At 57.3% G+C, this 22275-nt stretch carries 27 protein-coding genes; 12 read left to right on the forward strand and 15 right to left on the reverse strand.

All coding sequences use genetic code 11. The annotated features are described in order from the left end of the window. Positions 1 to 67 precede the first annotated feature (67 nt). A complete protein-coding gene (locus ACKZ62_RS20030) occupies positions 68 to 520 on the forward strand; it encodes a MarR family winged helix-turn-helix transcriptional regulator (RefSeq protein WP_032889020.1) in 453 nt (150 codons plus the stop codon). Positions 521 to 663: 143 nt separating this feature from the next. After that, a complete protein-coding gene (locus tag ACKZ62_RS20035) occupies positions 664 to 1083 on the forward strand; it encodes an organic hydroperoxide resistance protein (RefSeq protein WP_010176159.1) in 420 nt (139 codons plus the stop codon). A 62-nt stretch (positions 1084 to 1145) separates the two neighbouring features. On the opposite strand, the gene ACKZ62_RS20040 is transcribed toward ACKZ62_RS20035, so the two are convergent. Continuing rightward, positions 1146 to 1718 carry an elongation factor P gene (locus ACKZ62_RS20040; RefSeq protein WP_032889016.1) on the reverse strand — a complete coding sequence of 191 codons (573 nt, stop codon included), beginning with the start codon at positions 1716 to 1718 and terminating at the stop codon, positions 1146 to 1148. Between the two features lie 49 nt (positions 1719 to 1767). Continuing rightward, positions 1768 to 2901 carry an elongation factor P maturation arginine rhamnosyltransferase EarP gene (earP, locus tag ACKZ62_RS20045; RefSeq protein ID WP_447095712.1) on the reverse strand — a complete coding sequence of 378 codons (1134 nt, stop codon included), beginning with the start codon at positions 2899 to 2901 and terminating at the stop codon, positions 1768 to 1770. Between the two features lie 132 nt (positions 2902 to 3033). Here earP and ACKZ62_RS20050 point away from each other — a divergent pair, with 132 nt between their 5' ends. Both ACKZ62_RS20050 and ACKZ62_RS20055 read left to right on the forward strand, forming a co-directional pair. Then, positions 3034 to 3402 (forward strand): hypothetical protein, encoded by a 369-nt coding sequence (locus tag ACKZ62_RS20050; protein WP_099601460.1) that lies wholly within the window; start codon positions 3034 to 3036, stop codon positions 3400 to 3402. 12 nt (positions 3403 to 3414) lie between these two features. Further along, on the forward strand, positions 3415 to 3897 hold the full coding sequence (locus tag ACKZ62_RS20055) for a GreA/GreB family elongation factor (RefSeq protein ID WP_447095713.1): 483 nt from the start codon (positions 3415 to 3417) through the stop codon (positions 3895 to 3897). Between the two features lie 5 nt (positions 3898 to 3902). Here ACKZ62_RS20055 and cysB read toward each other — a convergent pair whose 3' ends face one another. The 5 genes from cysB to ACKZ62_RS20080 all read right to left on the reverse strand — a co-directional run bounded on the left by cysB (position 3903) and on the right by ACKZ62_RS20080 (position 7809). Further along, positions 3903 to 4877 (reverse strand): HTH-type transcriptional regulator CysB, encoded by a 975-nt coding sequence (gene cysB / locus ACKZ62_RS20060; RefSeq protein WP_003189876.1) that lies wholly within the window; start codon positions 4875 to 4877, stop codon positions 3903 to 3905. A gap of 104 nt (positions 4878 to 4981) precedes the next feature. Continuing rightward, entirely contained in the window at positions 4982 to 5482 is a 501-nt protein-coding gene (locus ACKZ62_RS20065; protein WP_032889006.1) for a universal stress protein, read from the reverse strand. Between the two features lie 53 nt (positions 5483 to 5535). Continuing rightward, complete coding sequence (locus ACKZ62_RS20070) at positions 5536 to 6453, reverse strand: 5'-nucleotidase (RefSeq protein WP_032889004.1); 918 nt, start codon at positions 6451 to 6453, stop codon at positions 5536 to 5538. A 19-nt stretch (positions 6454 to 6472) separates the two neighbouring features. After that, on the reverse strand, positions 6473 to 7426 hold the full coding sequence (locus ACKZ62_RS20075; RefSeq protein WP_032889002.1) for a putative 2-dehydropantoate 2-reductase: 954 nt from the start codon (positions 7424 to 7426) through the stop codon (positions 6473 to 6475). Then, complete coding sequence (locus ACKZ62_RS20080; RefSeq protein WP_032889000.1) at positions 7423 to 7809, reverse strand: YbbN family protein; 387 nt, start codon at positions 7807 to 7809, stop codon at positions 7423 to 7425. The genes ACKZ62_RS20075 and ACKZ62_RS20080 overlap by 4 nt, the downstream gene beginning before the upstream one ends. On the opposite strand from ACKZ62_RS20080, the gene ACKZ62_RS20085 reads away from it, so the two are divergent. Further along, positions 7808 to 8242, forward strand: coding sequence for a PilZ domain-containing protein (locus ACKZ62_RS20085; protein WP_447095714.1), 435 nt, complete (start codon positions 7808 to 7810; stop codon positions 8240 to 8242). The two genes, ACKZ62_RS20080 and ACKZ62_RS20085, sit on opposite strands and share 2 nt — an antisense overlap. 131 nt (positions 8243 to 8373) lie before the next feature. After that, a complete protein-coding gene (locus ACKZ62_RS20090; protein ID WP_032888996.1) occupies positions 8374 to 9450 on the forward strand; it encodes a 3-deoxy-7-phosphoheptulonate synthase in 1077 nt (358 codons plus the stop codon). Positions 9451 to 9513: 63 nt separating this feature from the next. Here ACKZ62_RS20090 and ACKZ62_RS20095 read toward each other — a convergent pair whose 3' ends face one another. After that, positions 9514 to 9795, reverse strand: a complete 282-nt coding sequence (locus ACKZ62_RS20095) for a GNAT family N-acetyltransferase (protein WP_003189869.1) — start codon at positions 9793 to 9795, stop codon at positions 9514 to 9516. A gap of 612 nt (positions 9796 to 10407) precedes the next feature. On the opposite strand from ACKZ62_RS20095, the gene oprI reads away from it, so the two are divergent. Continuing rightward, positions 10408 to 10659 (forward strand): outer membrane lipoprotei OprI, encoded by a 252-nt coding sequence (gene oprI / locus ACKZ62_RS20100; RefSeq protein WP_003172710.1) that lies wholly within the window; start codon positions 10408 to 10410, stop codon positions 10657 to 10659. A 135-nt stretch (positions 10660 to 10794) separates the two neighbouring features. Here the strand turns inward: oprI and ACKZ62_RS20105 are convergent, their stop codons facing one another. The 3 genes from ACKZ62_RS20105 to ACKZ62_RS20115 form a co-directional block, all read right to left on the reverse strand. Next, the gene (locus tag ACKZ62_RS20105) at positions 10795 to 11763 is read right to left on the reverse strand and encodes a L,D-transpeptidase family protein (RefSeq protein ID WP_032888994.1); all 969 of its coding nucleotides are present in this window, start codon (positions 11761 to 11763) and stop codon (positions 10795 to 10797) included. Positions 11764 to 11849: 86 nt separating this feature from the next. Beyond that, on the reverse strand, positions 11850 to 12143 hold the full coding sequence (locus ACKZ62_RS20110; RefSeq protein ID WP_010211879.1) for a hypothetical protein: 294 nt from the start codon (positions 12141 to 12143) through the stop codon (positions 11850 to 11852). A gap of 58 nt (positions 12144 to 12201) precedes the next feature. Beyond that, positions 12202 to 12807, reverse strand: coding sequence for an arylesterase (locus ACKZ62_RS20115; RefSeq protein ID WP_032888992.1), 606 nt, complete (start codon positions 12805 to 12807; stop codon positions 12202 to 12204). A 10-nt stretch (positions 12808 to 12817) separates the two neighbouring features. On the opposite strand from ACKZ62_RS20115, the gene ACKZ62_RS20120 reads away from it, so the two are divergent. Together ACKZ62_RS20120 and ACKZ62_RS20125 are read left to right on the forward strand one after the other, a co-directional pair. Further along, positions 12818 to 13501: an ABC transporter ATP-binding protein gene (locus ACKZ62_RS20120; RefSeq protein WP_447095715.1), complete on the forward strand. Its 684-nt coding sequence runs from the start codon at positions 12818 to 12820 to the stop codon at positions 13499 to 13501. Further along, the gene (locus ACKZ62_RS20125; RefSeq protein ID WP_447095716.1) at positions 13501 to 16011 is read left to right on the forward strand and encodes an ABC transporter permease; all 2511 of its coding nucleotides are present in this window, start codon (positions 13501 to 13503) and stop codon (positions 16009 to 16011) included. The genes ACKZ62_RS20120 and ACKZ62_RS20125 overlap by 1 nt, the downstream gene beginning before the upstream one ends. A 45-nt stretch (positions 16012 to 16056) precedes the next feature. Here ACKZ62_RS20125 and greB read toward each other — a convergent pair whose 3' ends face one another. Together greB and ACKZ62_RS20135 are read right to left on the reverse strand one after the other, a co-directional pair. Then, positions 16057 to 16530 carry a transcription elongation factor GreB gene (gene greB / locus ACKZ62_RS20130; protein ID WP_048729176.1) on the reverse strand — a complete coding sequence of 158 codons (474 nt, stop codon included), beginning with the start codon at positions 16528 to 16530 and terminating at the stop codon, positions 16057 to 16059. A 113-nt stretch (positions 16531 to 16643) separates the two neighbouring features. Then, positions 16644 to 17627 (reverse strand): hypothetical protein, encoded by a 984-nt coding sequence (locus ACKZ62_RS20135; protein ID WP_032888986.1) that lies wholly within the window; start codon positions 17625 to 17627, stop codon positions 16644 to 16646. 209 nt (positions 17628 to 17836) lie between these two features. Between ACKZ62_RS20135 and ACKZ62_RS20140 the strand changes: the two genes are divergently transcribed. Genes ACKZ62_RS20140 through ACKZ62_RS20150 form a run of 3 tightly spaced genes read left to right on the forward strand, consistent with a single transcriptional unit; the run spans position 17837 to position 21246 of the window. After that, positions 17837 to 18763, forward strand: a complete 927-nt coding sequence (locus ACKZ62_RS20140; RefSeq protein ID WP_447095717.1) for an ATP-binding cassette domain-containing protein — start codon at positions 17837 to 17839, stop codon at positions 18761 to 18763. After that, positions 18760 to 19485, forward strand: coding sequence for an ABC-2 transporter permease (locus ACKZ62_RS20145; protein WP_099601454.1), 726 nt, complete (start codon positions 18760 to 18762; stop codon positions 19483 to 19485). The genes ACKZ62_RS20140 and ACKZ62_RS20145 overlap by 4 nt, the downstream gene beginning before the upstream one ends. Before the next feature lie 15 nt (positions 19486 to 19500). Then, positions 19501 to 21246: a Gldg family protein gene (locus tag ACKZ62_RS20150; protein WP_447095718.1), complete on the forward strand. Its 1746-nt coding sequence runs from the start codon at positions 19501 to 19503 to the stop codon at positions 21244 to 21246. 4 nt (positions 21247 to 21250) lie between these two features. On the opposite strand, the gene ACKZ62_RS20155 is transcribed toward ACKZ62_RS20150, so the two are convergent. Both ACKZ62_RS20155 and ACKZ62_RS20160 read right to left on the reverse strand, forming a co-directional pair. After that, positions 21251 to 21559 carry a class I SAM-dependent methyltransferase gene (locus ACKZ62_RS20155; RefSeq protein WP_447095719.1) on the reverse strand — a complete coding sequence of 103 codons (309 nt, stop codon included), beginning with the start codon at positions 21557 to 21559 and terminating at the stop codon, positions 21251 to 21253. A 259-nt stretch (positions 21560 to 21818) separates the two neighbouring features. Further along, the gene (locus ACKZ62_RS20160; RefSeq protein WP_032888975.1) at positions 21819 to 22253 is read right to left on the reverse strand and encodes a DoxX family protein; all 435 of its coding nucleotides are present in this window, start codon (positions 22251 to 22253) and stop codon (positions 21819 to 21821) included. Positions 22254 to 22275: the final 22 nt, after the last annotated feature.

Raw genomic sequence — 22275 nt, forward strand, 5'->3', positions numbered from 1 at the left:
GAATTATCTGGCGCATTAAAGATTTGCCCGCTAGATTTCAGCCCATACACGTTTTTAAGGCACCGCCATGAGCAAAAACCCTGATCCGTGCGAATCCCTGATGCTGAATAACCAGCTGTGTTTCGCCTTGCACTCCACTTCATTGCTTATGACCAAGGTCTACAAGCCTCTGCTGCAAGCTCTCGGCCTGACGTACCCGCAGTACTTAGCCATGATGGTGCTGTGGGAAGAGGACGGTTTGACTGTCGGCGAAATCAGCAGCCGCCTGCTGACGGACCCTGGCTCACTGACGCCACTGCTCAAGCGCCTGGAGGCCGAAGGCCTTCTCAGCCGCACCCGCAGCCGCGAAGATGAACGGGTGGTGGTGGTGGAATTGACTGCCGCGGGACGTGCCTTGCAGGACAAGGCAATGGGTATTCCGCAGTGCATCCTCGGGGCCAGCGGTTTGGAATTGGAGCAGTTGCGCAAGCTGCAAGCTGATCTGATTGCGTTGCGCAGTAACCTGCAAGGCGCCGTTTAGCCACCCTCACGCATTGACTTGCAGCACTCCCCGGAAAACATTTCAAAAATTATCTTGCGCACCAAATATTAGCGCTATACATTTGCCCCACAAACTAATTAGCGCGCAAATATTTTGCGAAACATTAGACCGAGGACGACACCATGCAAACTCTCTACACCGCAGTAGCCACCGCCACCGGCGGACGTGATGGTCGCGCTGTTTCCAGCGATAACATTCTCGACGTTAAGCTCTCCACGCCTAAAGAGCTGGGCGGCGCCGGTGGCCAAGCCACTAACCCGGAACAACTGTTCGCTGCTGGCTACTCGGCCTGCTTTATCGGCGCGCTGAAATTCGTTGCCAGCCAGACCAAACGCAAAATCCCGGACGACGCCTCGATCACTGCCCACGTAGGCATCGGCCAGATCCCCGGCGGTTTCGGCTTGGACATCGACCTGCACATCAGCCTGCCAGGCCTGGCCCAGGATGACGCGCAAAGCCTGGTCGATGCGGCTCACCAAGTCTGCCCGTACTCCAACGCCACCCGTGGCAACGTCGATGTGCGCCTGCATGTAACCGTATGAAAAACACCCGCCCATAAAAAAACCCGACGTGAAGTCGGGTTTTTTTATGGGCGGAGCCAGAATTACTTCTTGGCGCGGCCTTTGTACGAACCGCCTTCGCGGGTGTCGATCTCGATCAGGTCGTCGATTTCGATGAAATCAGCTACTTGCAGCTCGGTACCGTTAGCCAGCTTGGCAGGCTTCATCACCTTGCCCGAAGTGTCGCCGCGAGCGGAACCTTCGGTGTAGGCAACTTTACGCACGATAGTGGTTGGCAGTTCAACGGAAACCAAACGCTCTTCGAAGAAGATCGCTTCGCAGATGTCTTCCATACCTTCTTCCACGAACGGCAGAACGGCTTCGATGTCTTCAGCGTTCAGCTCGTACATGGTGTAGTCAGTGGTGTCCATGAACGTGTAGGTGTCGCCGCTGATGAAGGACAGGGTCGCTTCTTTGCGGTCGAGGATTACGTCGTCCAGTTTGTCATCGGCGCTGTAGACGATCTCGGTCTTGTAACCGGTCAGCAGGTTCTTCAGCTTGGTCTTCATGATTGCGCTGTTACGACCAGACTTGGTGAACTCAGCTTTCTGAACCAGCCAAGGGTCGTTTTCGAGACGGATCACTGTACCGGGTTTCAGTTCTTTACCAGTTTTCATTGCATATATCCGAAATTTGGATGGGATTTACAAAAATCAAGGTGGCGTATCATATCCAACTTTCATAAAACTGTACCAGCGCCGTCGCAAGATCAGCCTGCAAGCCCTGTTCCAGACACCACGTTTCGGCGTGTTGAGTGACTTCCGGCCAGTGCTCCAACAATTTTTTCCACGGCTGTGCCATGTCACCCTCGGTGTTCCAAGCCTGCCAAAGCGCGACCAATGCCGCCTTCGCGGCCGGTGATAAGGCCGCGGTGTACAAATCCAGGAAGGCATCTAGCTTGTCGAGGTGTATGTCTTCGTCCTGGCGGTAGATGTGCCACAGCAACGGGCGCCCCGCCCATTGGGCGCGGACGAACGAGTCTTCACCGCGCACTGCGTTAAAGTCACAGCACCACAGCAGGTGGTCATATTGCTCCTGACGCACGAACGGCAGCACCTGCACGGTCAGAGACTTACGTTGATGAATATCGCCCGCGACGAGCCCTCCTACACCGAGCCAGCGCTGTACGTCACCGAGGATGCGGCCCTCCGGCACCAGTAGATGAGTGGCACGCCCGTCCGTCGATAAGACGTCCAGCCATCCGGCGAGACCAGCGTTTTCGTAGGCAAACAGTGAGAACAGCCGCGCACCATCATGCGGAATCACACCCAAGGTTTGCAGGAATTGTCGCTGCGCAGCGACATCCAGTTGAAACGCGTGACGTTTTTCCAGCAACCCCGCCTCACGGAGCAAACCGCCAGTACCAGGTCGGAAGCCGGGGAAAAAGAAGTACTTCTGTACTCCCTTGAACTTCACCGACGGCAGGCGATGGCAGCCCACCACCCAGTCCTCGGCACTGAGGTAATCCAGGTTCATCCACAACGGCGTGCGCTCACGCTCGGCCATGGCTTCCATATACTCAGGCGGTAACTGGCAGGCGAAAGCGGCAATCACCACATCTCCGGCAGGAGTTGGCGACCATTGGGCTGGCCAGTGGTGTACATCAACGCCCTCCTGCCACTGTTGCTCCCGCTGCACATCCACCTCGGGGCACATGCGTTCGAAGGCCCGCAGGTCATCAACCCACAAGCGCACCTCGCAGCCATGCTCCACCACCAATTGCCGGGCCAGCCGCCAAGTCACGCCGATGTCGCCGAAGTTATCGACAACGCTGCAAAAAATATCCCAGCGGGCTTTCATTCCGGGCTCCAACGCTCAAAGGCTCGATTGTCCGCATAAATGCGCCGATGCAGAAGGCTTGATCGCGATTATTCTGCACAGTGGCTGTGCGACAATCGCCGCTACGCCGCAAATGCCCGCCAGGAGGCCATCATGTCGGATCAATCGTTGTCGCTGCTCAAGCTGTGCATCGCTATCGCCGTGGGTGTATGGCTGGGGTTTATCGCCATTGCGCTGACCACCTGGCTGGCGTCGAGCTACCTGTTCCCGCAAAGCCTTGCGCCGGTGGCGCAGGCAGTCCAGCAATTAGGCAAGCCGACCGTTGTCGCGCCTGAACCCCCCAACCGTATGTTCGAGCAGTACCAGCAGAACCTGCACAAGCAGGAACAGCAACAAGCCCTGGACCAGGCACGTAACAACGCACGTAACCTGTCCAACCCCAAATGCCAGTTCTGGCTGCAACAGGACCAGAACGCGCCCAATGAAAAGAGCCGGGCCAATGTCCTGCAATTCTGCGAATGATCAAGCACAACCATGAATAAGCACGCCGTCCTCCAGTTGATCCTGGAAAAACTCACTGTCGATCTCGATATCGCCCAGCGCGCCGCGCAGACCGCCTACGAAACTGCGACTCACGAAGAGAACATCGCGGAAAACAAATACGACACCCTGGGGTTGGAGGCTTCGTATCTCGCGGCCGGGCAGGCCAAACGGGTCGAGGAAATCAAGCAAGCGCTCGCGCTGTGCCAGAACCTGCAGTTGCGTGCCTACGATGATCAACGAGGCATAGAAGTCGGCGCGCTATTGGGCCTGGAGGACGAGAACAGTCGCCAGCAATGGCTATTCCTGGCGCCTGATGCTGCAGGCTTGAAGGTGGATGTGGTCGGGCAACCGGTGACTGTCATCACCCCGCGCTCGCCCATGGGCAAAAGCCTGCTGGGAAAGTTCGAAGGCGATGAGGTAGAGATTCTGGTGGCAGGCGCCCGGCAACTGTTTACGGTTACCGAGGCCCGATAAACCACTCAGTGGACGGGCAATTCAACGCCGTCGAACAGCTCTTCCAGTTCCTGTTTGTTATGGCACTGGATCGCCTTGGCCATCACTTCGCGGGTCAGGTGCGGCGCAAACTTCTCGATGAAGTCGCACATGAACCCACGCAGGAACGTGCCACGCCGGAAGCCGATCTTGGTCACGCTGGATTCGAACAACTCGCTGGCGTCGAGAACCACCAGGTCTTTGTCGAGGTTGGTGTCGACGGCCATCTTGGCGACGATACCCACGCCTAGGCCCAGACGCACGTAAGTCTTGATCACGTCGGCGTCGGCGGCGGTGAACACCACTTTCGGTGTGAGGCCGCGATGGCTGAAAGCTTCGTCGAGCTTGGAGCGGCCAGTGAAACCGAACACGTAGGTCACGATCGGGTATTCAGCCAGGGCTTCGAGGGTCAGCTTCGGCAGTTTGGCCAACGGGTGCCCCTGCGGTACCACAACGCAACGGTTCCAGCGGTAGCACGGCATCATCACCAGGTCACCGAACAGCTCCAGGGCTTCGGTGGCGATGGCAAAATCGACGGTGCCATCAGCAGCCATCTCGGCGATTTGCATCGGCGAGCCCTGGTGCATGTGCAAGGCCACGTCCGGGTATTGCTTGATGAAATCGCGGATCACCGGAGGCAATGCATAACGCGCCTGGGTGTGGGTGGTGGCGATCGATAGAGTGCCTTTTTTCTCGTTGGAAAATTCCTGAGCGATCTGCTTGATGCTTTCGACTTTACGCAGGATCTCGCCGGCAGTAGTGATGATGCGCTCACCAGCCGGGGTGACACGAGTTAGATGCTTGCCGCTGCGCGCGAACACTTCGACGCCCAGCTCGTCTTCGAGCAGGCGTATCTGCTTGCTGATACCGGGTTGCGAGGTGTACAGGCTTTGAGCGGTAGCGGAAACGTTGAGGTCGTGGTGCGCCACTTCCCAGATGTAGCGCAGTTGTTGAAGCTTCATATGTGTCCCTCAAAGCAGATAGACGCCACGGGTATCAGCGACGGTATATAACTATATTAAAGGTTAGACGGATAAATCTAGAACTTTTTATCGTTTTCTACCGGTCATACGTCATCAATGCGTCGACCTTGTAAGGACGGCACCAAGTAAACCGGCACCGTAGACAGCTGCAGCACCCGTGCCGCGGTACGCCCAAGCGGCGCTGTCGTGCCGGTTGCATGGCTGTGGCTACCGACGATCAACAGGTCGACGGACAGCTTGCGCAGTTGGTCGAGAATCACCTCGCACGGGTCCCCCTGAATCACACGTACCGAGCGGATCAACTTCAAGTCCTGCTCACCCTCCCCCAACTCCTCGCGGAAACTGTCGAGCACCCGCTGCTCGATGGTCGCCATCACCGTGCTAAGCCCTTGGGTCTGCCATTCACTCAACGCCGCTTCATCAAGGTAGCTCTGCAGCACCGATTCGGCGAACAACCCAATAGGCTCGACCGCGTGAATCACATACAGGTCAGCCTTGAACGTTCGCGCCAGCGCCAGTGCATGCTGCATCACATAGGGCGCGTACAGACCGAGGTCCGTGGCGTACAGCATCGAACGAATCATAAAACCTCCTGGACTGCCAGGGTGGAGGAGATTGAATGAGCTTAGCAGCGGCCCTAACTCTCGGCCTGAATCCTCACCTCATTACTGATGCCATGGGGCACGTGCCCCGTGGCCACCACCTCCCTGGCTTTCTCGCAATGACCGGCTTGGTCATCGAAAAATACATCAGCGGCAAACGCTTCCAGAAACGCGGACTTCTCCAGACCGCCAAGAAACAAGGATTCGTCCAAGCGAATATCCCACTCACGCAACGTGCGAATCACCCGCTCGTGAGACGGCGCCGAACGGGCGGTTACCAAAGCTGTGCGGATCGGACAGGCCTCTTCAGGAAACTCACGCTGCAATACGTTCAGCGCGGCCAGAAACCCCTTGAACGGACCGCCGTGCAAGGGCTGGCGCGCCGATTCGCGCTCGCTGGCCTGGAACGCAGCTAACCCGCCGGCCTGGTACACGCGCTCCGACTCATCGGAAAACAACACCGCGTCGCCGTCAAAGGCGATGTGCAGTTCCTCGCTGGAAGCCCGTCTCGGGCCGCCTGACAAAATCGTCGCCGCTGCAAAGCCGGCATCAAGGGCACTGCGCACATCCTCAGCATGGGTCGAAAGAAACAGATGGCAACCAAAGGCGGCCAAATAAGGATAAGGGCTACGCCCTCCTACGAAAGCGGCGCGGGAAATATCCAGGCCGTAGTGCTGAATAGAGTTAAATACGCGCAGGCCAGTGTCGGCACTGTTGCGCGATACGAGCACCACTTCAACCCGGGCACGACCCAGACTGGCGTTGAGGCTCAACAGCTTTTTGACCAGAGGGAAGGCGTCGCCGGGCTCAAGGATTTCTTCCTCGTGTTCGATCTGGTATTTGCGGTAGGCCTCCACCCCTTGAGCGAGATAGACCTTGTGGCTGTCGCTCAGGTCGAACAAGGCCCGCGACGAAATCGCCAGCACCAGTTTGTCGCCTAATCCCTTCGCCATGCATTTCCCCCCTCCCGAATCAGCGGTTATGCCGATCAATAAAACTCAAGGCCTGATACAGCGCCTGCATACGCGGTAATTCGCAGCCCGCGGCTTTGGCGGCTGCCAGAGGGCGAGCATAAATGGCCTCCAGCTCCAGCGGGCGCTTATGTACGTGGTCGTGGTACATGCTCGGCAAGTAATCGTCCATGGTTTCGGTCATAGCAAACATCTGCTCAGCGTAACTCTTGGGGATTTCCTGACCACAGGCGTGGGCACCCTGCACCACTTCGGCCATCAGCGCCTGGATCAGTTGGCGACTGGATTCGTCGGCCATCAGGGCCGTGGTGCCAGTCCCCAACACTACCGAAAGGCCGTTGTAAGGCACGTTCCACACCAGCTTGTGCCAGCGCGCCTGATGCACATTGGCCATGGCCTGGGACTCGATACCAGCCTTATGAAACAACGCGGCGCCTGCCTCGACAATTGCTTTCTGACGAACCTCATCGTTAGCAGCAGAACCGCTGTGATAGCCCAGATTGACCCGGCCCAAGGCTTGATGCTCAACCACACCCGGACCAGAACGGTGCACGCCGATATAGCACAGGCCGCCGAGCAGATGCAGCGACAGCGGCAGGTGTTCTCGCAGGCTGTCTTCTACATCCAGGCCGTTTTGAAGCAGCACCACTTTGGCATCCGGCGCCGCGATTTGGGCAATGGTCGGCGCCAACTCAACATTGCCCGTGGACTTGGTGCCCACCAGCAACCAGTCACACGGCGGCATATCGGCGGCGCGCGCGTAGGCCTGAACCGGGTACAGGTGCAACTTGCCGTGCACCGTGCTGTTGATGTGCAAGCCGTGCTCGCTGACCGCGGCATATTCGCTGCGCAGCAGAAAGTGCACATCGAACCCGGCGCGCGCCAGCATCACACCGTAGAATCCCCCGATGGCACCGGTTCCGATAATGCCAACGCGTGGCGACTGTACTGTCATGGCAAATCCTCTGGAGTACGGATCAACGCTTGATTGATCGCGTCGGCAAGGTCGGCAGATGTAAGACGTGTCTGTAATTGTCCGAGGAATTGACCCTCGCACACGACGAACAACGCGGGCAAATGAAAGATCTGATAGCGTTCAACCGCGCCACCGTTGTGCCCGGCATCCACCCAGCACACACGGTCCACCGGCAAGTGCCACCCTGGCAGTTGCTGGCGCGCCCAACGGCAGCTGGAGCATCCTACGCTGGTGAACACCACGAGCGAAATCCCTGGCAATCCCAGCAATTGCTGGTCAATATCCAGGTCGGTCAATTCCAGTTCCTTCACTATACTGCTGCCACCGCCGTCTACAGGACGGTGCTCGGAGTCCGTGTACATGGGTCGTTTTTTACCTCACCCTGATGATGTCGCTGTCGAGTTAATCCAACGCCCCTCTCCCGCCATACCCCGCCAACGCCTGCTCTCTAACGGCCTGGGTGGCATTGCCTGCAATTGGCCGCGCGCCTGGCGCCAGGGCACGGCCGTTGACCTGCACATTCCATCCCTGGGTGCCACCGCCCGCTACCCAGGATACGTGGCGTGGTGTCGCAAGGTGGAAAACGGCTACCGCGTCGGCATTTCGTTTACCGATGAACCTGCGTTGTTCGGTGCGCGCATGGGCGAACAAGCATGCCGGATAGAGCGCTACTGCCGCCAGCACGAAGATGCTGAGCCTAGCCCTGCGAAAGTCGAAGCCCTGGCCCGCGAGTGGGTGGCGCGACACGCCAGTGACTTCTCCCATGAGGCGTTTGTGCGGCCAGCAGGGGATTAAAGGGGGCTTTGCCCATTGTCGCGGGCCCGTGTTACGCGCTAAGGTTCCTCCCCCCTGCATCCAAATCATGCTGTGCTCCGCCGCACGGGGATAGCTGGCGGCCGGCACCCGTGACCCTGACGAGTAACACGATGGCTGATTTACCGATCAATGACCTAAACGTCGAATCCAACGAGACGCTGATCACGCCCGATCAGCTCAAGCGCGAAATCCCCCTGAGCGACGCTGCCCTGCAGACCGTCACCAAGGGTCGCGAAGTCATCCGTGAGATTCTCGACGGCACCGACCACCGCCTCTTTGTGGTAATCGGCCCATGCTCGATCCATGACCTCAAGGCCGCACACGAATATGCTGAGCGCCTCAAGGTACTGGCGGCAGAAGTGTCCGACACCTTGTACTTGGTGATGCGCGTCTATTTCGAAAAGCCGCGTACCACCGTCGGCTGGAAAGGCTTGATCAACGACCCGTACCTGGACGACTCGTTCAAGATCCAGGACGGTTTGCACATTGGTCGTCAGTTGCTGCTGGACTTGGCCGAAATGGGCCTGCCCACTGCCACCGAAGCGCTTGACCCGATCTCCCCGCAATACCTGCAGGACCTGATCAGCTGGTCGGCCATCGGCGCGCGTACCACCGAGTCCCAGACCCACCGTGAAATGGCGTCCGGTCTGTCATCGGCCGTGGGCTTCAAGAACGGCACCGACGGCGGCCTGACTGTAGCGATCAACGCGCTGCAATCAGTTTCCAGCCCCCACCGTTTCCTGGGTATCAACCAGGAAGGCGGCGTCTCCATCGTCACTACCAAGGGCAATGCCTACGGTCACGTGGTACTGCGCGGTGGCAACGGCAAGCCCAACTATGATTCAGTCAGCGTTGCGTTGTGCGAGCAAGCGTTGAACAAGGCCAAGATCAAGCCAAACATTATGGTCGATTGCAGCCACGCCAACTCCAACAAGGATCCGGCCCTACAGCCGTTGGTGATGGAAAACGTTGCCAACCAGATCCTCGAAGGCAATCAGTCGATCATCGGCCTGATGGTCGAGAGCCATTTGAACTGGGGATGCCAGGCGATTCCAAAAGACCTGGCCGACTTGCAGTACGGCGTGTCGATCACCGATGCCTGCATCGACTGGGCCGCCACCGAAAACACCCTGCGCAGCATGCACGCCAAGCTCAAGGACGTATTGCCGACACGCAAACGCACCTGAACCGCAACTGCACACACAAAAACGCCGGGCTAAGCCCGGCGTTTTTTATTGTCTGCTGATCACTCAGAGCTTCGCGGCATGACGCTGGTGGCGCTCCATGTAGCGTTCGACATAGGAGCAGGAAGGGATCACCGTGTAGCCAGCCTCTTCGGCAAACTTTAAGGCCTCTTCGGTCAACGCCGCCGCAATGCCGCGGCCCCGCAGTGCGTTGGGCACGAAGGTCCGATAGATATCCAGGGTCTGCTTCCCGAGGTCCATATAGGTCAGATAGGCACGATGACCGTCCACATTGGTCTCGAACTGATGACCAGCCTGGTCATGGTGGATGGACAACGCCTCGCTCATCACTACTCCTCGCGGGTCTTGAATTCTGACCCCTACCTTACCGATGTTTTTCCGGCGAAGGAACATCTACGCCACCCCGTGCCGGTTTCGACAACGAGAAAACCTTGAGCGCTAACAACCAGCACGTAGGGAATAGTAGGCACCAATCCTGAAATTGCTCAAGGCGCACTCGTCATCCCCTGCTGCTGGTGGATATAGAAGGGGCCTCGACCAAACACTGGTCGAAAGCCTGAACATTGCCGGCAGTTGAACCTTGAGACGAACAGGCGCTCTTAAAGTCACCTCTACATGAGTAAAAGATGCCCGGCCAAGCAACGCCAAACGCAACGTAAGTGTCGGCCCGAATATATAAATTTTCATCTATATACAAAGCTTAACGCATGCAGGCCGGCCCTTTCAGCCTGGATCCAATCTTCACCCGTATGAAAAAAATTGGACGGTTTTTATACAAACCTCCAAAAGATTAGCCAAAATAGATTAGGTGCGAGAATTTTTTTTGCTTCTTGCGCTACGTCAGTTTACTTACTACAAGTAATGGGTAGTATGTACGCCGGCTATTAGCTCACTCTGAGAAAGTAGCCATTTAATAGAAAGTCCTTGAAGGGGAACACGATGAACAACGTTCTGAAATTCTCTGCTCTGGCTCTGGCCGCAGTTCTGGCTACCGGTTGCAGCAGCGTCTCCAAAGAAACCGAAGCTCGTCTGACTGCAACTGAAGACGCAGCAGCTCGCTCCCAGGCCCGTGCAGACGAAGCCTACCGTAAAGCTGATGAAGCTCTGGCTGCTGCTCAAAAAGCACAACAGACTGCTGACGAAGCTAACGAGCGCGCTCTGCGTATGCTTGAAAAAGCTAGCCGCAAGTAATAATCCCTCGGGATTGTTATCAAGCCGATCCATTTATGGATCGGCTTTTTTATTGTCTGCGATTCGCACCTGAACGCAGGCAATAAAAAGCCCGCCGCAGCGCAAGGCTGTGGGCGGGCTTTTGATCGAGCAGAGTTACTGCTGAAGATCGATCAGCGAGCTGGACGCTATAGGCGCCCCACCTGGCACGCCGATTTCAGTCGGCAAACCATCTTCCGCGGCCACCACATCACGCACCTGATCCCAATTGACCCGCAGGTTATTGGCCAAGTCTTCACGCTTGAGCAAAGCGTTGATCACCGCCGTGTGCTTGTCGACCACCGATGGCGTTCCATCATCATTCAAAGGCGTATGCGCTTCCAGATAGACCTTGCCGCCGCTGCTGCCGAACTTGTAGGCATCGTTGATGATGCGCACCGACGTACCTACCGGCACCATGCCCGCCATCTCCAGCACATTATTGTTGAACATGCGGAAACAGCCATGACTGGTACGTGTGCCAATACCGAACTTCATGTTGGAGCCGTGGATCAGGTAACCCGGTGTGCCCAGGGTGAACTTGAACGGGCCCAGCGGATTATCTGGGCCGGCAGGCACCACGTTAGGCAAAGGATCACCGTTGGCGGCGTGTTCGGCCTTGATCGAAGCCGGCGGCGTCCATGTCGGGTTCGGCGTCTTGGCGATAATACTGGTGTGGGCAATGGGCGAGCCCCAGCCCTCACGACCAATCCCCAACGGGAAGGTGTAGACCACGTTCTGGCCCTTGGGGAAATAATAGAGCCGGTATTCCGCCAGGTTGATCACGATGCCCTCACGAGGCCCCGGCGGCAGGATAAAACGCGTCGGCAGCACGATCTCGGTGCCCGCTCCCGGCAACCAGGCATCAACACCTGGGTTGGCCGCGACCATTTCCGAATAGCCCAGGTCGTAAGTGGTGCCCAGGTCGGCAAAGGTGTCTTCGTACTTGGCCTTGATCACCTGGACCTGGCCGACGATGTCTTCACCCGGAGGTGGCAAGGGCAACTGCAAAGCAGATGCGGAACCCGCCGCACAGAGTGCAGCGAGAGACAGGCAGCAGGTGACGACGGAAAGGCGCGACAACATCCGGAAAATCCTTCGCAGAACGACGTGTAGGTAAAAATCGATTGTATACGTGATGTGAGCTTCTAGCTGCAAGCGTGTCGCGGCCCCTAGAGTTCGAAACGCAGCTCAGGCCAGATCGGCGGTGTGCCGCGCTTTTGGGACTCCAAGATGGCCCGGCACAAGGGGCAAAGGCGCTGGTCCTGGAAAATCGAGCGATCAACCCGCGACCAACGTGGCTGCGCTGGCAGTAACGTGCCGCACAGCGTGCGATCAATGGAGCCGCCCAGTTCCAATTGACGCGCCACTAAATGCACCCGCACTTCCTGGCAGGCGAAGAGATCCAACTGCTCGTCCGGCTCGATCAGTTGGTAGTTAAACAGTGACCAGGCAGGACGCGACATCGGGGGCTCCAGATCGGGGGGGCGCCACCTTAGCCGAAAGCCTGCCAGTAGAAAAGCGTCATAGCAGCGGTTTTAGCGTCGGCCAGACATTTTCCAGCAACTTGCCCTGAGCAGCGACAGCCGGGTGCAGCCCGTCAGCCTGCATCAATTGCGAATTGCCGCCGATTCCTTCAAGGAAAAATGGTACCAAAGGCACCTTTTTCTGCTGGGCGACATCGGCAAATACTTTGGCGAAGGCGTCGACATAACGCTTCCCATAGTTAGGTGGAATCTGCATGCCCAGCAACAGCACCTTCGCGCCGCTGTCCTGGGACTTCTGAATCATCGACGCAAGATTTTGTTGCAATTGCGTAGGGGGCATACCGCGCAGGCCGTCATTGCCACCCAGTTCGATAATCACTACCTCAGGCTTATGCTCTGCAAGGGCCGCCGGCAGCCGCGCGAGACCTCCAGCACTGGTATCACCACTGATGGAGGCGTTGACCACTTTATCGTCGAAACCTTCCTTCTTGAGCCGTTGCTCCAACAAGGCAACCCACCCTTTGCGTGTATCCAGGCCGAAACCGGCACTGATACTATCGCCAACGATCAGGACTGTACCCGCCGCTGCGTTCTGGGCCATGCACATCAAGGCCAGGCCAGCACTCAAAAACCACATTCGCATCGGATTCTCCATGGGCGCAAGCATTCTCACCGCGCGGAACCTTAGCAAAGTGGTTCCCTGCGCGGAAGGTGAACTGACTATCCTGCACGAACTGAGCCTCGAACTGAACAAGGGCGATAGCCTGGCTATCGTCGGCAGCTCCGGCTCCGGTAAATCCACCCTCCTCGGCCTGCTGGCCGGACTCGACCTGCCCAGCAGCGGCGAAGTCACACTCGCCGGACAAGCCCTCAGCCGCCTCGACGAAGACCAGCGCGCACGCATCCGCGCCGAACACGTAGGCTTTGTGTTCCAGTCGTTCCAACTGCTCGACAGCCTCAACGCGCTGGAGAACGTCATGCTGCCGCTGGAGCTGGATGGCCGCAAAGACGCCCGTGAGCGCGCCAAACACCTGCTGGAACGCGTGGGCCTCGGCCAGCGCCTCACACACTCGCCACGCCAACTTTCCGGTGGCGAGCAGCAGCGTGTAGCCATTGCCCGCGCCTTTGCCGCCGAACCGGACGTGCTGTTTGCCGATGAACCCACCGGCAACCTCGACAGCCACACCGGCGAGCGCATCAGCGACCTGCTGTTCGAGCTCAATAAAGAGAGCGGCACGACCCTGGTGCTGGTCACCCACGACGAGCGCCTGGCCCACCGTTGCCGACGCCTGATCCGCCTTGAAGCCGGCCTGATGGTCGCGCCCCTGGAGCCTTGATGGCACGTTTGCCGCTGTTGCGCCTGTTCAGCCTTGCCATGCGTCAATTGCTGCGCGATGCCCGCGCTGGCGAATTGCGCGTGTTGTTCTTTGCCCTGCTGGTGGCCGTGGCCGCCAGCACTGCTATCGGTTACTTCGGTGCACGTCTCAACGGCGCCATGATGTTGCGCGCCACCGAGTTCCTAGGCGCCGACCTTGTACTTGAAGGAAGCTCACCAGCCCGGTCCGAGCAAATCCGCTCCGGGACCGAACTGGGTCTGGATCACGCGCGAGTCGTGGAGTTCTCCAGTGTCATCGCCACAGATAACGGAATCCAGCTTTCCAGTATCAAGGCGGTCAACGAGCAATATCCGCTGCGAGGCGAACTGAAGAGCGCTGCTGCGCCCTTTGGCGATGAAACCCCTGGCGGCGGCCCCAAACCCGGCGAAGCCTGGGTGGAGGCGCGGCTGCTGACGGCACTGGACCTCAAAATCGGCGACAGCGTCGATGTCGGCATGAAAACCCTGCGTCTGGCCCGCGTACTCACCTACGAACCAGATCGCGCCGGCAACTTCTACAGCCTCACGCCAAGGGTGATGATCAACCTGGCAGACCTGGACGCCACCGGCGTGGTCCAACCCGGCAGCCGCGTCAGCTACCGCGAATTATGGCGCGGGCCGCCGGAAAGCACGGTGCTGCAAACCTATCGCGACCTGCTCAAGCCGGGGCTGGCCGCCAACCAGCGACTGCAGGACTCACGCGACGGCAATCAACAGATTGGCGGCGCCTTGGGCAAAGCCGAGCGCTACCTGAACATGGCCAGCCTGGTAGCCGTGCTGCTGGCCGGCGTGGCCGTGGCTTTGTCGGCCAACCGCTTTGCCACCCGACGCTTCGACGCCAGTGCATTGCTGCGCTGCCTGGGACTGTCACGACGCGAAGCCATGTTGCTGTTCAGCCTGCAACTGACCGTACTGGGTTTGCTCGCAAGCCTGGCCGGCGCCCTACTCGGTTGGCTGGCACAGTTCGGCTTGTTCTATTTCCTGCACGACCTGCTGCCAGCGGATGTTCCCCCCGGGGGACTGTTGCCGGCCGTTGCCGGGATCGGCACCGGGCTGGTGGCTCTCGCCGGTTTCGCTCTGCCGCCGTTGGCAGCACTCGGTCGGGTACCGCCGTTGCGGGTGTTGCGCCGCGACCTGCTGCCAATTCCGTCCAGCACCTGGATGGTTTACGGCGCTGCGCTGTTCGCACTGGGCCTGATCATGTGGCGCCTGAGCCTGGATCTGGTGCTGACCTTCGCCCTGCTGGGCGGTGGCGTGGTGGCTGCGCTGGTCCTCGGCGGCTTGCTTTTGCTGCTGTTGCAAAGCCTGCGGCGCCTGCTGGCTCGCGCCTCCCTGCCCTGGCGCCTGGGCTTGGGCCAACTGCTGCGCCACCCATTGGCGGCGGCGGGCCAGTCACTGGCGTTTGGCTTGATCTTATTGTCCATGGGTTTGATCGCCCTGCTGCGCGGCGAATTGCTGGACACTTGGCAAAACCAGTTGCCCAAGGACGCGCCTAACTACTTTGCGCTGAACATCCTGCCGGCCGACAAGGACGCCTTTAGCGCCCGCCTGCTGGAAGTGCAGGCGCAATCAGCGCCGCTGTACCCCGTGGTGCCGGGCCGGTTGATTAGCATTAATGGCGACCCGGTACAGGACATAGTCAGCAAGGACTCCAGCGGCGACCGCGCAGTACAACGCGACCTGAGCCTGACCTGGGCCGCCGACCTGCCACCGGGCAATACGCTGACTGCAGGCTCATGGTGGTCGCAACGACCCACCGAGGATATTCCTGGCGTCTCGGTAGAAGCCAAAGTTGCTGAAAGCCTCAAGCTCAAGTTGAACGATCACCTGGTGTTCACCATTGCCGGGGAAAATCGTGAAGCGCGGGTCACCAGCCTGCGAACCATCAACTGGGATAACTTCCAGCCGAACTTCTTCATGATTTTTCAGCCCGGCACGTTGAAGGACCTGCCGGCCACCTACCTGACCAGCTTCTACCTGGCGCCAGGGCATGACCAACAAATCGTCGATCTGTCGCGAGCCTTTCCGGCGGTTACGATCCTCCAGGTTGAGGCCCTGCTGGAGCAATTGCGCAGCATCCTCGCCCAAGTGACCCTGGCGGTGGAATACGTGCTGTTGTTTGTACTGGCTGCCGGGATGGCCGTGTTGTTCTCCGGTTTACAGGCCACGCTGGACGAGCGCATCCGCCAAGGCGCACTGCTACGAGCGCTGGGCGCGGAACGCAAGTTGCTGGTCAAGGCACGGCGTATCGAGTTTGGCTTGCTGGGCGCCGTCAGCGGTTTGTTGGCGGCATTGGGTACCGAACTGGTGACCTGGGTGCTGTACCATTATGCCTTTGACCTGGTCTGGCACCCGCACCCATGGCTGTTGCTGCTGCCGATCATCGGCGCCGTACTGATCGGTGCCGCAGGAGTATTCGGCACACGCCGCGCGTTGAATGCCAGCCCACTGACGGTATTGCGCGAAGGCTGAAACGCCGATGGCCCGCACTCTTCAAAGACTGCGGGCCATCATTGCCTATTTCACATATTCGATCCCGGTGATCCACCAGCACACTTCGCCACCGGGAGTCTGCACGATGGCCTCATCGTCGACCTCCTTGCGCAACAAGGCACGAGCCATCGGTGAGTCGATAGAAATGTAATCCATCCGGTCATAAATCTCGTCATAGCCGACTATGCGAAAACGCTTGGTCTCTCCCTGCTCGTTTTCAATATCGACCCAAGCACCAAAAAAAACCCTACCTTCCTGCTCGGGCATGTACTCCACCACGCGCATGTCTTCCAGACGCTTGCGCAGGTAACGCACCCGTCGGTCGATTTCTCGCAGCAGCTTCTTGTTGTACTGGTAGTCGGCATTCTCACTGCGATCCCCCAGTGAGGCGGCCCACGTCACCTTGCGCGTGGTATCTGGACGTTTTTCGCGCCACAGATAATCCAGCTCTTTCTTCAGCGCCTCATGACCTTCTTTGGTAATCAGCTTGGTACTCAAACGCATGCATCCCCAGGCAATGTCCATAGATGCCGATAGGCCAGGCAATAACTCCCTGACGTCGGTTCGCTGGGGTTGATGATAAATGAACCCGGGAAAGTAGCCAGGGCAGTCTAACCATCCAGGGTCTGATCCAGCTCAAGCAGCACACCGCGCAAACTCTGGCGTAAACCCGACACTTGCGAAGTCATCACTTTCAGGGCTTCGGTCCGCTGACTCACGGCCAACGATTGGTCATGCAACTGAGTGGTGCGCTGTTCCAATTCGCGGGTCCTTTCATCCAATTGACTCTGCTCTTGCTGCAATCGGGCCTGCCATTGATCAAGGGCTGTTTCGCGTTCCATTGCAGCGAGTTTTTGTTGGGTGAGTTCCTGAGCGACACGAGCAAGGTTGGTCAGCGTACTGTCCACTTCGAACAGGTTGCAGCGGTCTGTTGGCGCCAGTTGCTTTGGCTGCGCCGGAGCGTCTGGCTCATTCATTACGGCTGGTGCAGTCCGCAACACGGTCACCGGTTCATTGATTGGCATCTGCCTTGGCTCTTCTGGCGTCTGTTCATTTACGGGCAACTGGGCAGGCTCGGTTGGGTCCGCGTCCCTGGGAGGCGCACTCATTTTCGACGAGAAGCGAATGGAAGGCACAATCAATGAAGCGCTTTCGATGGGTGGCATCACCGGAGCAGACATTCCCAGGGTGATCACCTTCATCACCAGGGCCTTCTTGATGGTCACCGAATGATGCTCTTCAGGCCTCGCAGGGGGCAGTTTGCACCCTTTCAAATCGAGAAAATGATAAGAAACTTGAGTGTCGGTAACACTGCCGGTCTTAATACCCGACGCTGATGTAAGAATCTGCTTAAAAACTTGCATTGCCACCTGTAAGTCTTCCTTGGACTCTACCCCATCCAGAAAATACCGATCGAGTTTTTTGCGCAGGGTTGCGATATAGACCCTTGAACTCGCCGGCTCTACCTCTTCATCCAAGCTATAAACAAGAAAGTTTGAGGCAATCTGACCAACAGCAAATCCACAGAGCAACGCCCCGTTGACCGGCGTATCTTGGCCATCGCGTTCAAGAACAAGAGTACGTAGAAGCATCATGATAATCAGGTCTCATTAGACATTCGGAAAATCTCTACAACTCCCAGACAAACACTAGGCAGTTAGAGATTACAAACACAAAACAATTGTTCCAGCGACCTGCCTAGCGTGCACGTAGGACTTTTCCTATTAATGCTTATCGGAGTTCCCAAAAACCACTATTGCTCGTATTCTTTTTCAACATCTTCGCCCTGCGCGCACCAGACTAAATGATCAAAATAACCAACCTGATAAAACATCTAAACAAGAAAACAATAATCAACGATTTTTCATTTAGCGCCTGCAAACATGAATGCCTGGGACTATTCGGAGAAAATCCTACAGTTAAAACAGCACTTCTCGATTTAATCTCAGGCTCGACACTCCCCTTCAGCGGACATATCAACATCCAAGGTATCGATACAACCACCCAATCGCATAAAGTAAAAAAGATAGTCGGCTACCAAATTAACAAGTGTGTCAGTCACCCGACGATGCTGGTTAAAGAGTTCCTTGACTACATCGCAGCCATCCGCGGACTTCGCGGCACCGAAAAGCGCGCAAAGGTTGAACAGGCTGCTGCACGATTGGAATTGTCATCGGTGCTCAACGCGCCCCTTGATGCGCTGTCGATCGGCCTTAAGCGCAAAGTCGCCATCGCCCAAGCCATCTTGCACACCCCTACGCTGCTGTTACTCGATGAGCCAACTGAAGGGCTCACACCTGATCAAAAACACAAATTCAGGGCGCTCATCCAGTCGTTGACACAAGACATAACAGTGATCGTCGCCTCCCGCCACTGCGATGAATTGTCCGAGTTCTGTACTCGCGCGCTGGTTATCGCAGGCAATCGCCTGGTGGCCGACACCCCAATGCCCGATTTGCAACGCAACTCCCGTCATTTTCAGGCGGTCACCCTCGCCGCAGACGCTCCGTTGGACTTGTTGGCTCTAGCCGTACTGCCAGGTGTGGCAGGGATCGAAGAGCATCGGCATGCACCCGGTACGGTGACCGTCCTGGCCATGCCGGGACACACCATCTACCCCCACATCAATGCACTCATTGCCCATCGCCGATGGAAAATCAACTCACTGAACCTAGAGCCCGGTCGACTGAGCGATGTGGTTCATCATCTGAGCCGTGAGGCCCGTCTTTGAAACTGCTGCCAGTCATTTTCAAGCGTCAACTTCTCCACTACGCCTGCACACCCGGCACTTATCTGAGCGTTGCCATTTTTTCAGTGCTTTACGTGGCACTCGGGTTGCACATGAGTCCGTGGCCTGAACACGACATCAATACCTTGCAGGTTTTTTTCCAGTTGCACCCTTGGCTATATCTATTATTGATTCCTTCACTCGCGACGCAACTTTGGTCGGACGAATCCAATGCAGGCTTTCTCGACCTGATGAAAACAGTGCCCGTCACGACGCACGAATGGGTTGTTGGAAAATTTCTAGCAGCCTGGGCCGTGGTGGGCATGGCCCTGATGTTGGCGTTCCCCCTCGTCATCATTGCCAACTACATGGGTAATGCAGACAACAATATTATTGCCTCGCAATTTATGTCTAGCTGGCTGCTGGCAGGCAGTTATTTATCTGTCGGATTGTTTATTTTCACACTGCTGCCTCAGCGCACTGTCCTTTTCATACTGACAGTAGGCTTGCTGCTCACCTCCAGCGCTCTTTCTTATTTGCTTGATGCACTAGAGCATCAGGCGCCCATCTGGGCAATAGACAGCCTGGCCTCCCTAAGCCCTTTTTCAAGGTTCAGCGCTATTGACAACGGAAAGTTTACGCTTCGCGACATCCTTTACTTCATTAGTATAATAGTCGCCTTCCTCACAGCCACGACAGTAACCCTCAATTACCGACACCGCTGAGAAGGAAAGCCCTCCATGCAACCTACTCTGCGCACAGGCATTACACTCACTGTCATATTGTTATTATTTCTAGCGTTCAACTTAGTTTGGATAGCGAAAATTCCTGATATTCGATGGGATCTTTCGCGACATAAGGTCCACACCCTCTCCTCACCCGCTAGACAATTACTTTCGTCACTTGAGTCGCCACTGGACTTGTATTACTTCAATACCAATAACGACCCGAAACGAAGCTTCGCCCTAAAGCGCCACGGCAAGCACATAGAAGACCGGTTGCGGGAATACGAAAAAGCAGCGAAGGGTATGATCAATCTGCACCTTATTGATCCCGGATCTTTTTCAGAAGACGCCTACAAAGCCAGGCTTTTCGGTCTCGACGACCAGGCGGGATTTCTGGGGCTGATCGGCACCCGAGCCGGCCACGGAGCGCAACGTATTGAATCATTCAGCCTGGACCGGGAGCCATTGCTCGAATATGAAATCAGCCATCTGATCTATAAGTTGCAGTACCCAGACCGCCCGGTTATCGGACTATTGTCTGGTTTAGCGATGGGAGACTATGCAGGCCAGTTGGTGACGGAAATGCAGCGTCATTTCAACCTGGTCAATCTGGAGGCGACCACCGAGCGCATACCGGAACACGTCAAAACGCTTATGGTCGTGCGTCCTGAAGCGCTGCCCGAACAATCGTTGTATGGGATTGAACAATTTGTGTTGAGGGGCGGTAAATCGATGATGTTTATCGACCCCATGCCTGAGCAAAGTTCGAACATCACGTCCGCCAATACCCGTTTGACAGAGGTGCTTTCCGCTTGGGGCGTAGAGATGCCAGCAGACAAGTTTCTAATCGACCACCGCTACGCGGAATCGGCGGCACCTGAGCTGGGTAAGCTCCCAGTGCAGTATCCGGGCAGATTGAAGCTGCCTCGGCAGGCAATGAACACGCACGACATCAGCACTTGGAAACTGAATACTGTGACGGTATCGAGCAGCGGTGCGCTTTTTCATCGCAAAAAAAGCGGCACCACCCTCACCCAGCTTCTGCAAAGCTCCGGGCAATCCAGGTTGCTGGAAACCAACCGATTTACCTCAGCACATGAGATCGACTCAACGGCCGATAACGCATCCACTCGGGCGCAACACCATGTGATTGCAGCTCGTATAGAGGGGCCAGCCTACTCAGCATTCCCCGATGGCATTAAGGAGCAGCCCGCAGGTTTGCAAAAAGCGGCACAGATCCATGTGGTGGTAGTGGCCGACACTGATTTGCTCACGGATCACATCAATAGCTCAGCGCCTGACAGCAACGCAATCTTTATCTTAAATACGCTGGATAACCTGTCCGCAAGCGATTCACTGGCCAATATCCGCCCGCGCGCACCGATGGACAGATCGAAGAACATGATGGAGCGGATACGCGACAACGCCGAACAAGCCTACGAGCAGAAGGCGACTGAATTGGAACGGCGTCTGTTACGAACGGAACAGGAATGGCAAATGCTGAACCCACCGGCAGCCCCCCTCGGCTCCCAAGCAGTGGACACCACCCCCCAATTGGTGGCGCTCAACAAGGAGCGCCTGCGCTTACCCATGGAATTACACGCTTTGAGGGCTCAGACGCACGCTGAGGTGCATCGCCTGGAGCTCGCGATAAAGCTGTTCGTGACCTTGGCAATCCCGGGCGTGCTCTGTCTAGTCGCTTGGGTGGTTTTTGTAAGGAATAAACGGCGCCGATTACAGGCGAGTGTCGGACTCTCCTGAGCCCTCAACGCCTGGCAATCAGCCCCTGCCGGGCAATACGTGTGAGTTGACGAATCACTTCAGCCGCGTCGCTGGCACTGGGCGCCTGGATAACTGCCAGGTCGAAGCTATTACTCGCAAAACGGGCCAGGGAACCGCCATCTTCGACAAACTGGATCAGGAAAGCCGAAGGCCGCCCGGTGCGACGTGGCCAGCCGTCCAGGTAACGCAACAGCGTGGGCTGGTGCTTACCGCCCAAGAGGATTTTCGGATTGCGTTGAGTAAGGTCCGCAGTGATCGGAGCCAGGCGTATCAGGGAGCGTAGTGCATTCATAGTGTCGTGTCTCTGCCTCAAAAGTCTGCGGGCAGGTGAGAGGCAACACCGAACCAGCGCTTTAGCGGTATTTCGAAGCTGTTTCCTCAGGGGAGAACAGGCTTCTGTCGGGCTGCATCGAGTCCCAGTGGCGCCCCGCAATTAGCTGTTTAAATCGGCGCATGGGCAGCATCCTAGAGAAGCCGGATGGCCGATGTCAAGAATCCCGAGCAACGAAAAGGCCCGCACATGGCGGGCCTCTTCAGGTGTTGTAGAGGGGTCAGTTGGCTATTGCACGGTCGGCAGACAGTTTGCCGGCACCTTCCAGCAGCACTGCCACGGACCCGCCCAACAAGGCTAATGCGAACTCGTAACCGTTGTTGGCCATGAACAGACCGTTATGGATATGCACCGAGAAGATCGCCACCACCGACAGAATGGTCAGGCCCAACGCAGCAGGGCGTACCAGCAGACCGATGATCAGGGCCAGGCCGGCGAAAAACTCGGTTCCACCCGACAGCAGCGCCATCAGGGTACCCGGCGCCAGGCCGATGCTTTCCATCCATTGGGCAGTGCCCGCCAAGCCGTAGCCGCCAAACCAACCGAAGAGTTTTTGCGAACCGTGGGCGGCGAAGATGATGCCAACAACAATGCGCAGGATGGTCAGACCGTAGCCGGCACGAGTGGACAGTAGGCTTTTGATCATTGGGCTCATGGAGTAAATCCTTTTTGAAGTA

It is taken from the genome of Pseudomonas sivasensis (assembly GCF_052938085.1).

Bases quoted from the DNA above. Each gene is read 5' to 3' on its own strand.
- ACKZ62_RS20105 (WP_032888994.1), bottom strand. From the start codon at position 11,763: ATGTTGTCGCGCCTTTCCGTCGTCACCTGCTGCCTGTCTCTCGCTGCA.
- ACKZ62_RS20135 (WP_032888986.1), bottom strand. From the start codon at position 17,627: ATGATGCTTCTACGTACTCTTGTTCTTGAACGCGATGGCCAAGATACG.
- ACKZ62_RS20040 (WP_032889016.1), bottom strand. From the start codon at position 1,718: ATGAAAACTGGTAAAGAACTGAAACCCGGTACAGTGATCCGTCTCGAA.
- ACKZ62_RS20085 (WP_447095714.1), top strand. From the start codon at position 7,808: ATGGGTCGTTTTTTACCTCACCCTGATGATGTCGCTGTCGAGTTAATC.
- ACKZ62_RS20055 (WP_447095713.1), top strand. From the start codon at position 3,415: ATGAATAAGCACGCCGTCCTCCAGTTGATCCTGGAAAAACTCACTGTC.
- ACKZ62_RS20155 (WP_447095719.1), bottom strand. From the start codon at position 21,559: ATGAATGCACTACGCTCCCTGATACGCCTGGCTCCGATCACTGCGGAC.
- ACKZ62_RS20115 (WP_032888992.1), bottom strand. From the start codon at position 12,807: ATGCGAATGTGGTTTTTGAGTGCTGGCCTGGCCTTGATGTGCATGGCC.
- ACKZ62_RS20150 (WP_447095718.1), top strand. From the start codon at position 19,501: ATGCAACCTACTCTGCGCACAGGCATTACACTCACTGTCATATTGTTA.
- ACKZ62_RS20120 (WP_447095715.1), top strand. From the start codon at position 12,818: ATGGGCGCAAGCATTCTCACCGCGCGGAACCTTAGCAAAGTGGTTCCC.
- ACKZ62_RS20075 (WP_032889002.1), bottom strand. From the start codon at position 7,426: ATGACAGTACAGTCGCCACGCGTTGGCATTATCGGAACCGGTGCCATC.
- ACKZ62_RS20050 (WP_099601460.1), top strand. From the start codon at position 3,034: ATGTCGGATCAATCGTTGTCGCTGCTCAAGCTGTGCATCGCTATCGCC.
- ACKZ62_RS20140 (WP_447095717.1), top strand. From the start codon at position 17,837: ATGATCAAAATAACCAACCTGATAAAACATCTAAACAAGAAAACAATA.
- ACKZ62_RS20035 (WP_010176159.1), top strand. From the start codon at position 664: ATGCAAACTCTCTACACCGCAGTAGCCACCGCCACCGGCGGACGTGAT.
- ACKZ62_RS20070 (WP_032889004.1), bottom strand. From the start codon at position 6,453: ATGGCGAAGGGATTAGGCGACAAACTGGTGCTGGCGATTTCGTCGCGG.
- ACKZ62_RS20125 (WP_447095716.1), top strand. From the start codon at position 13,501: ATGGCACGTTTGCCGCTGTTGCGCCTGTTCAGCCTTGCCATGCGTCAA.
- ACKZ62_RS20030 (WP_032889020.1), top strand. From the start codon at position 68: ATGAGCAAAAACCCTGATCCGTGCGAATCCCTGATGCTGAATAACCAG.
- ACKZ62_RS20065 (WP_032889006.1), bottom strand. From the start codon at position 5,482: ATGATTCGTTCGATGCTGTACGCCACGGACCTCGGTCTGTACGCGCCC.
- ACKZ62_RS20110 (WP_010211879.1), bottom strand. From the start codon at position 12,143: ATGTCGCGTCCTGCCTGGTCACTGTTTAACTACCAACTGATCGAGCCG.
- ACKZ62_RS20095 (WP_003189869.1), bottom strand. From the start codon at position 9,795: ATGAGCGAGGCGTTGTCCATCCACCATGACCAGGCTGGTCATCAGTTC.
- earP (WP_447095712.1), bottom strand. From the start codon at position 2,901: ATGAAAGCCCGCTGGGATATTTTTTGCAGCGTTGTCGATAACTTCGGC.
- ACKZ62_RS20090 (WP_032888996.1), top strand. From the start codon at position 8,374: ATGGCTGATTTACCGATCAATGACCTAAACGTCGAATCCAACGAGACG.
- ACKZ62_RS20160 (WP_032888975.1), bottom strand. From the start codon at position 22,253: ATGAGCCCAATGATCAAAAGCCTACTGTCCACTCGTGCCGGCTACGGT.
- cysB (WP_003189876.1), bottom strand. From the start codon at position 4,877: ATGAAGCTTCAACAACTGCGCTACATCTGGGAAGTGGCGCACCACGAC.
- oprI (WP_003172710.1), top strand. From the start codon at position 10,408: ATGAACAACGTTCTGAAATTCTCTGCTCTGGCTCTGGCCGCAGTTCTG.
- ACKZ62_RS20080 (WP_032889000.1), bottom strand. From the start codon at position 7,809: ATGTACACGGACTCCGAGCACCGTCCTGTAGACGGCGGTGGCAGCAGT.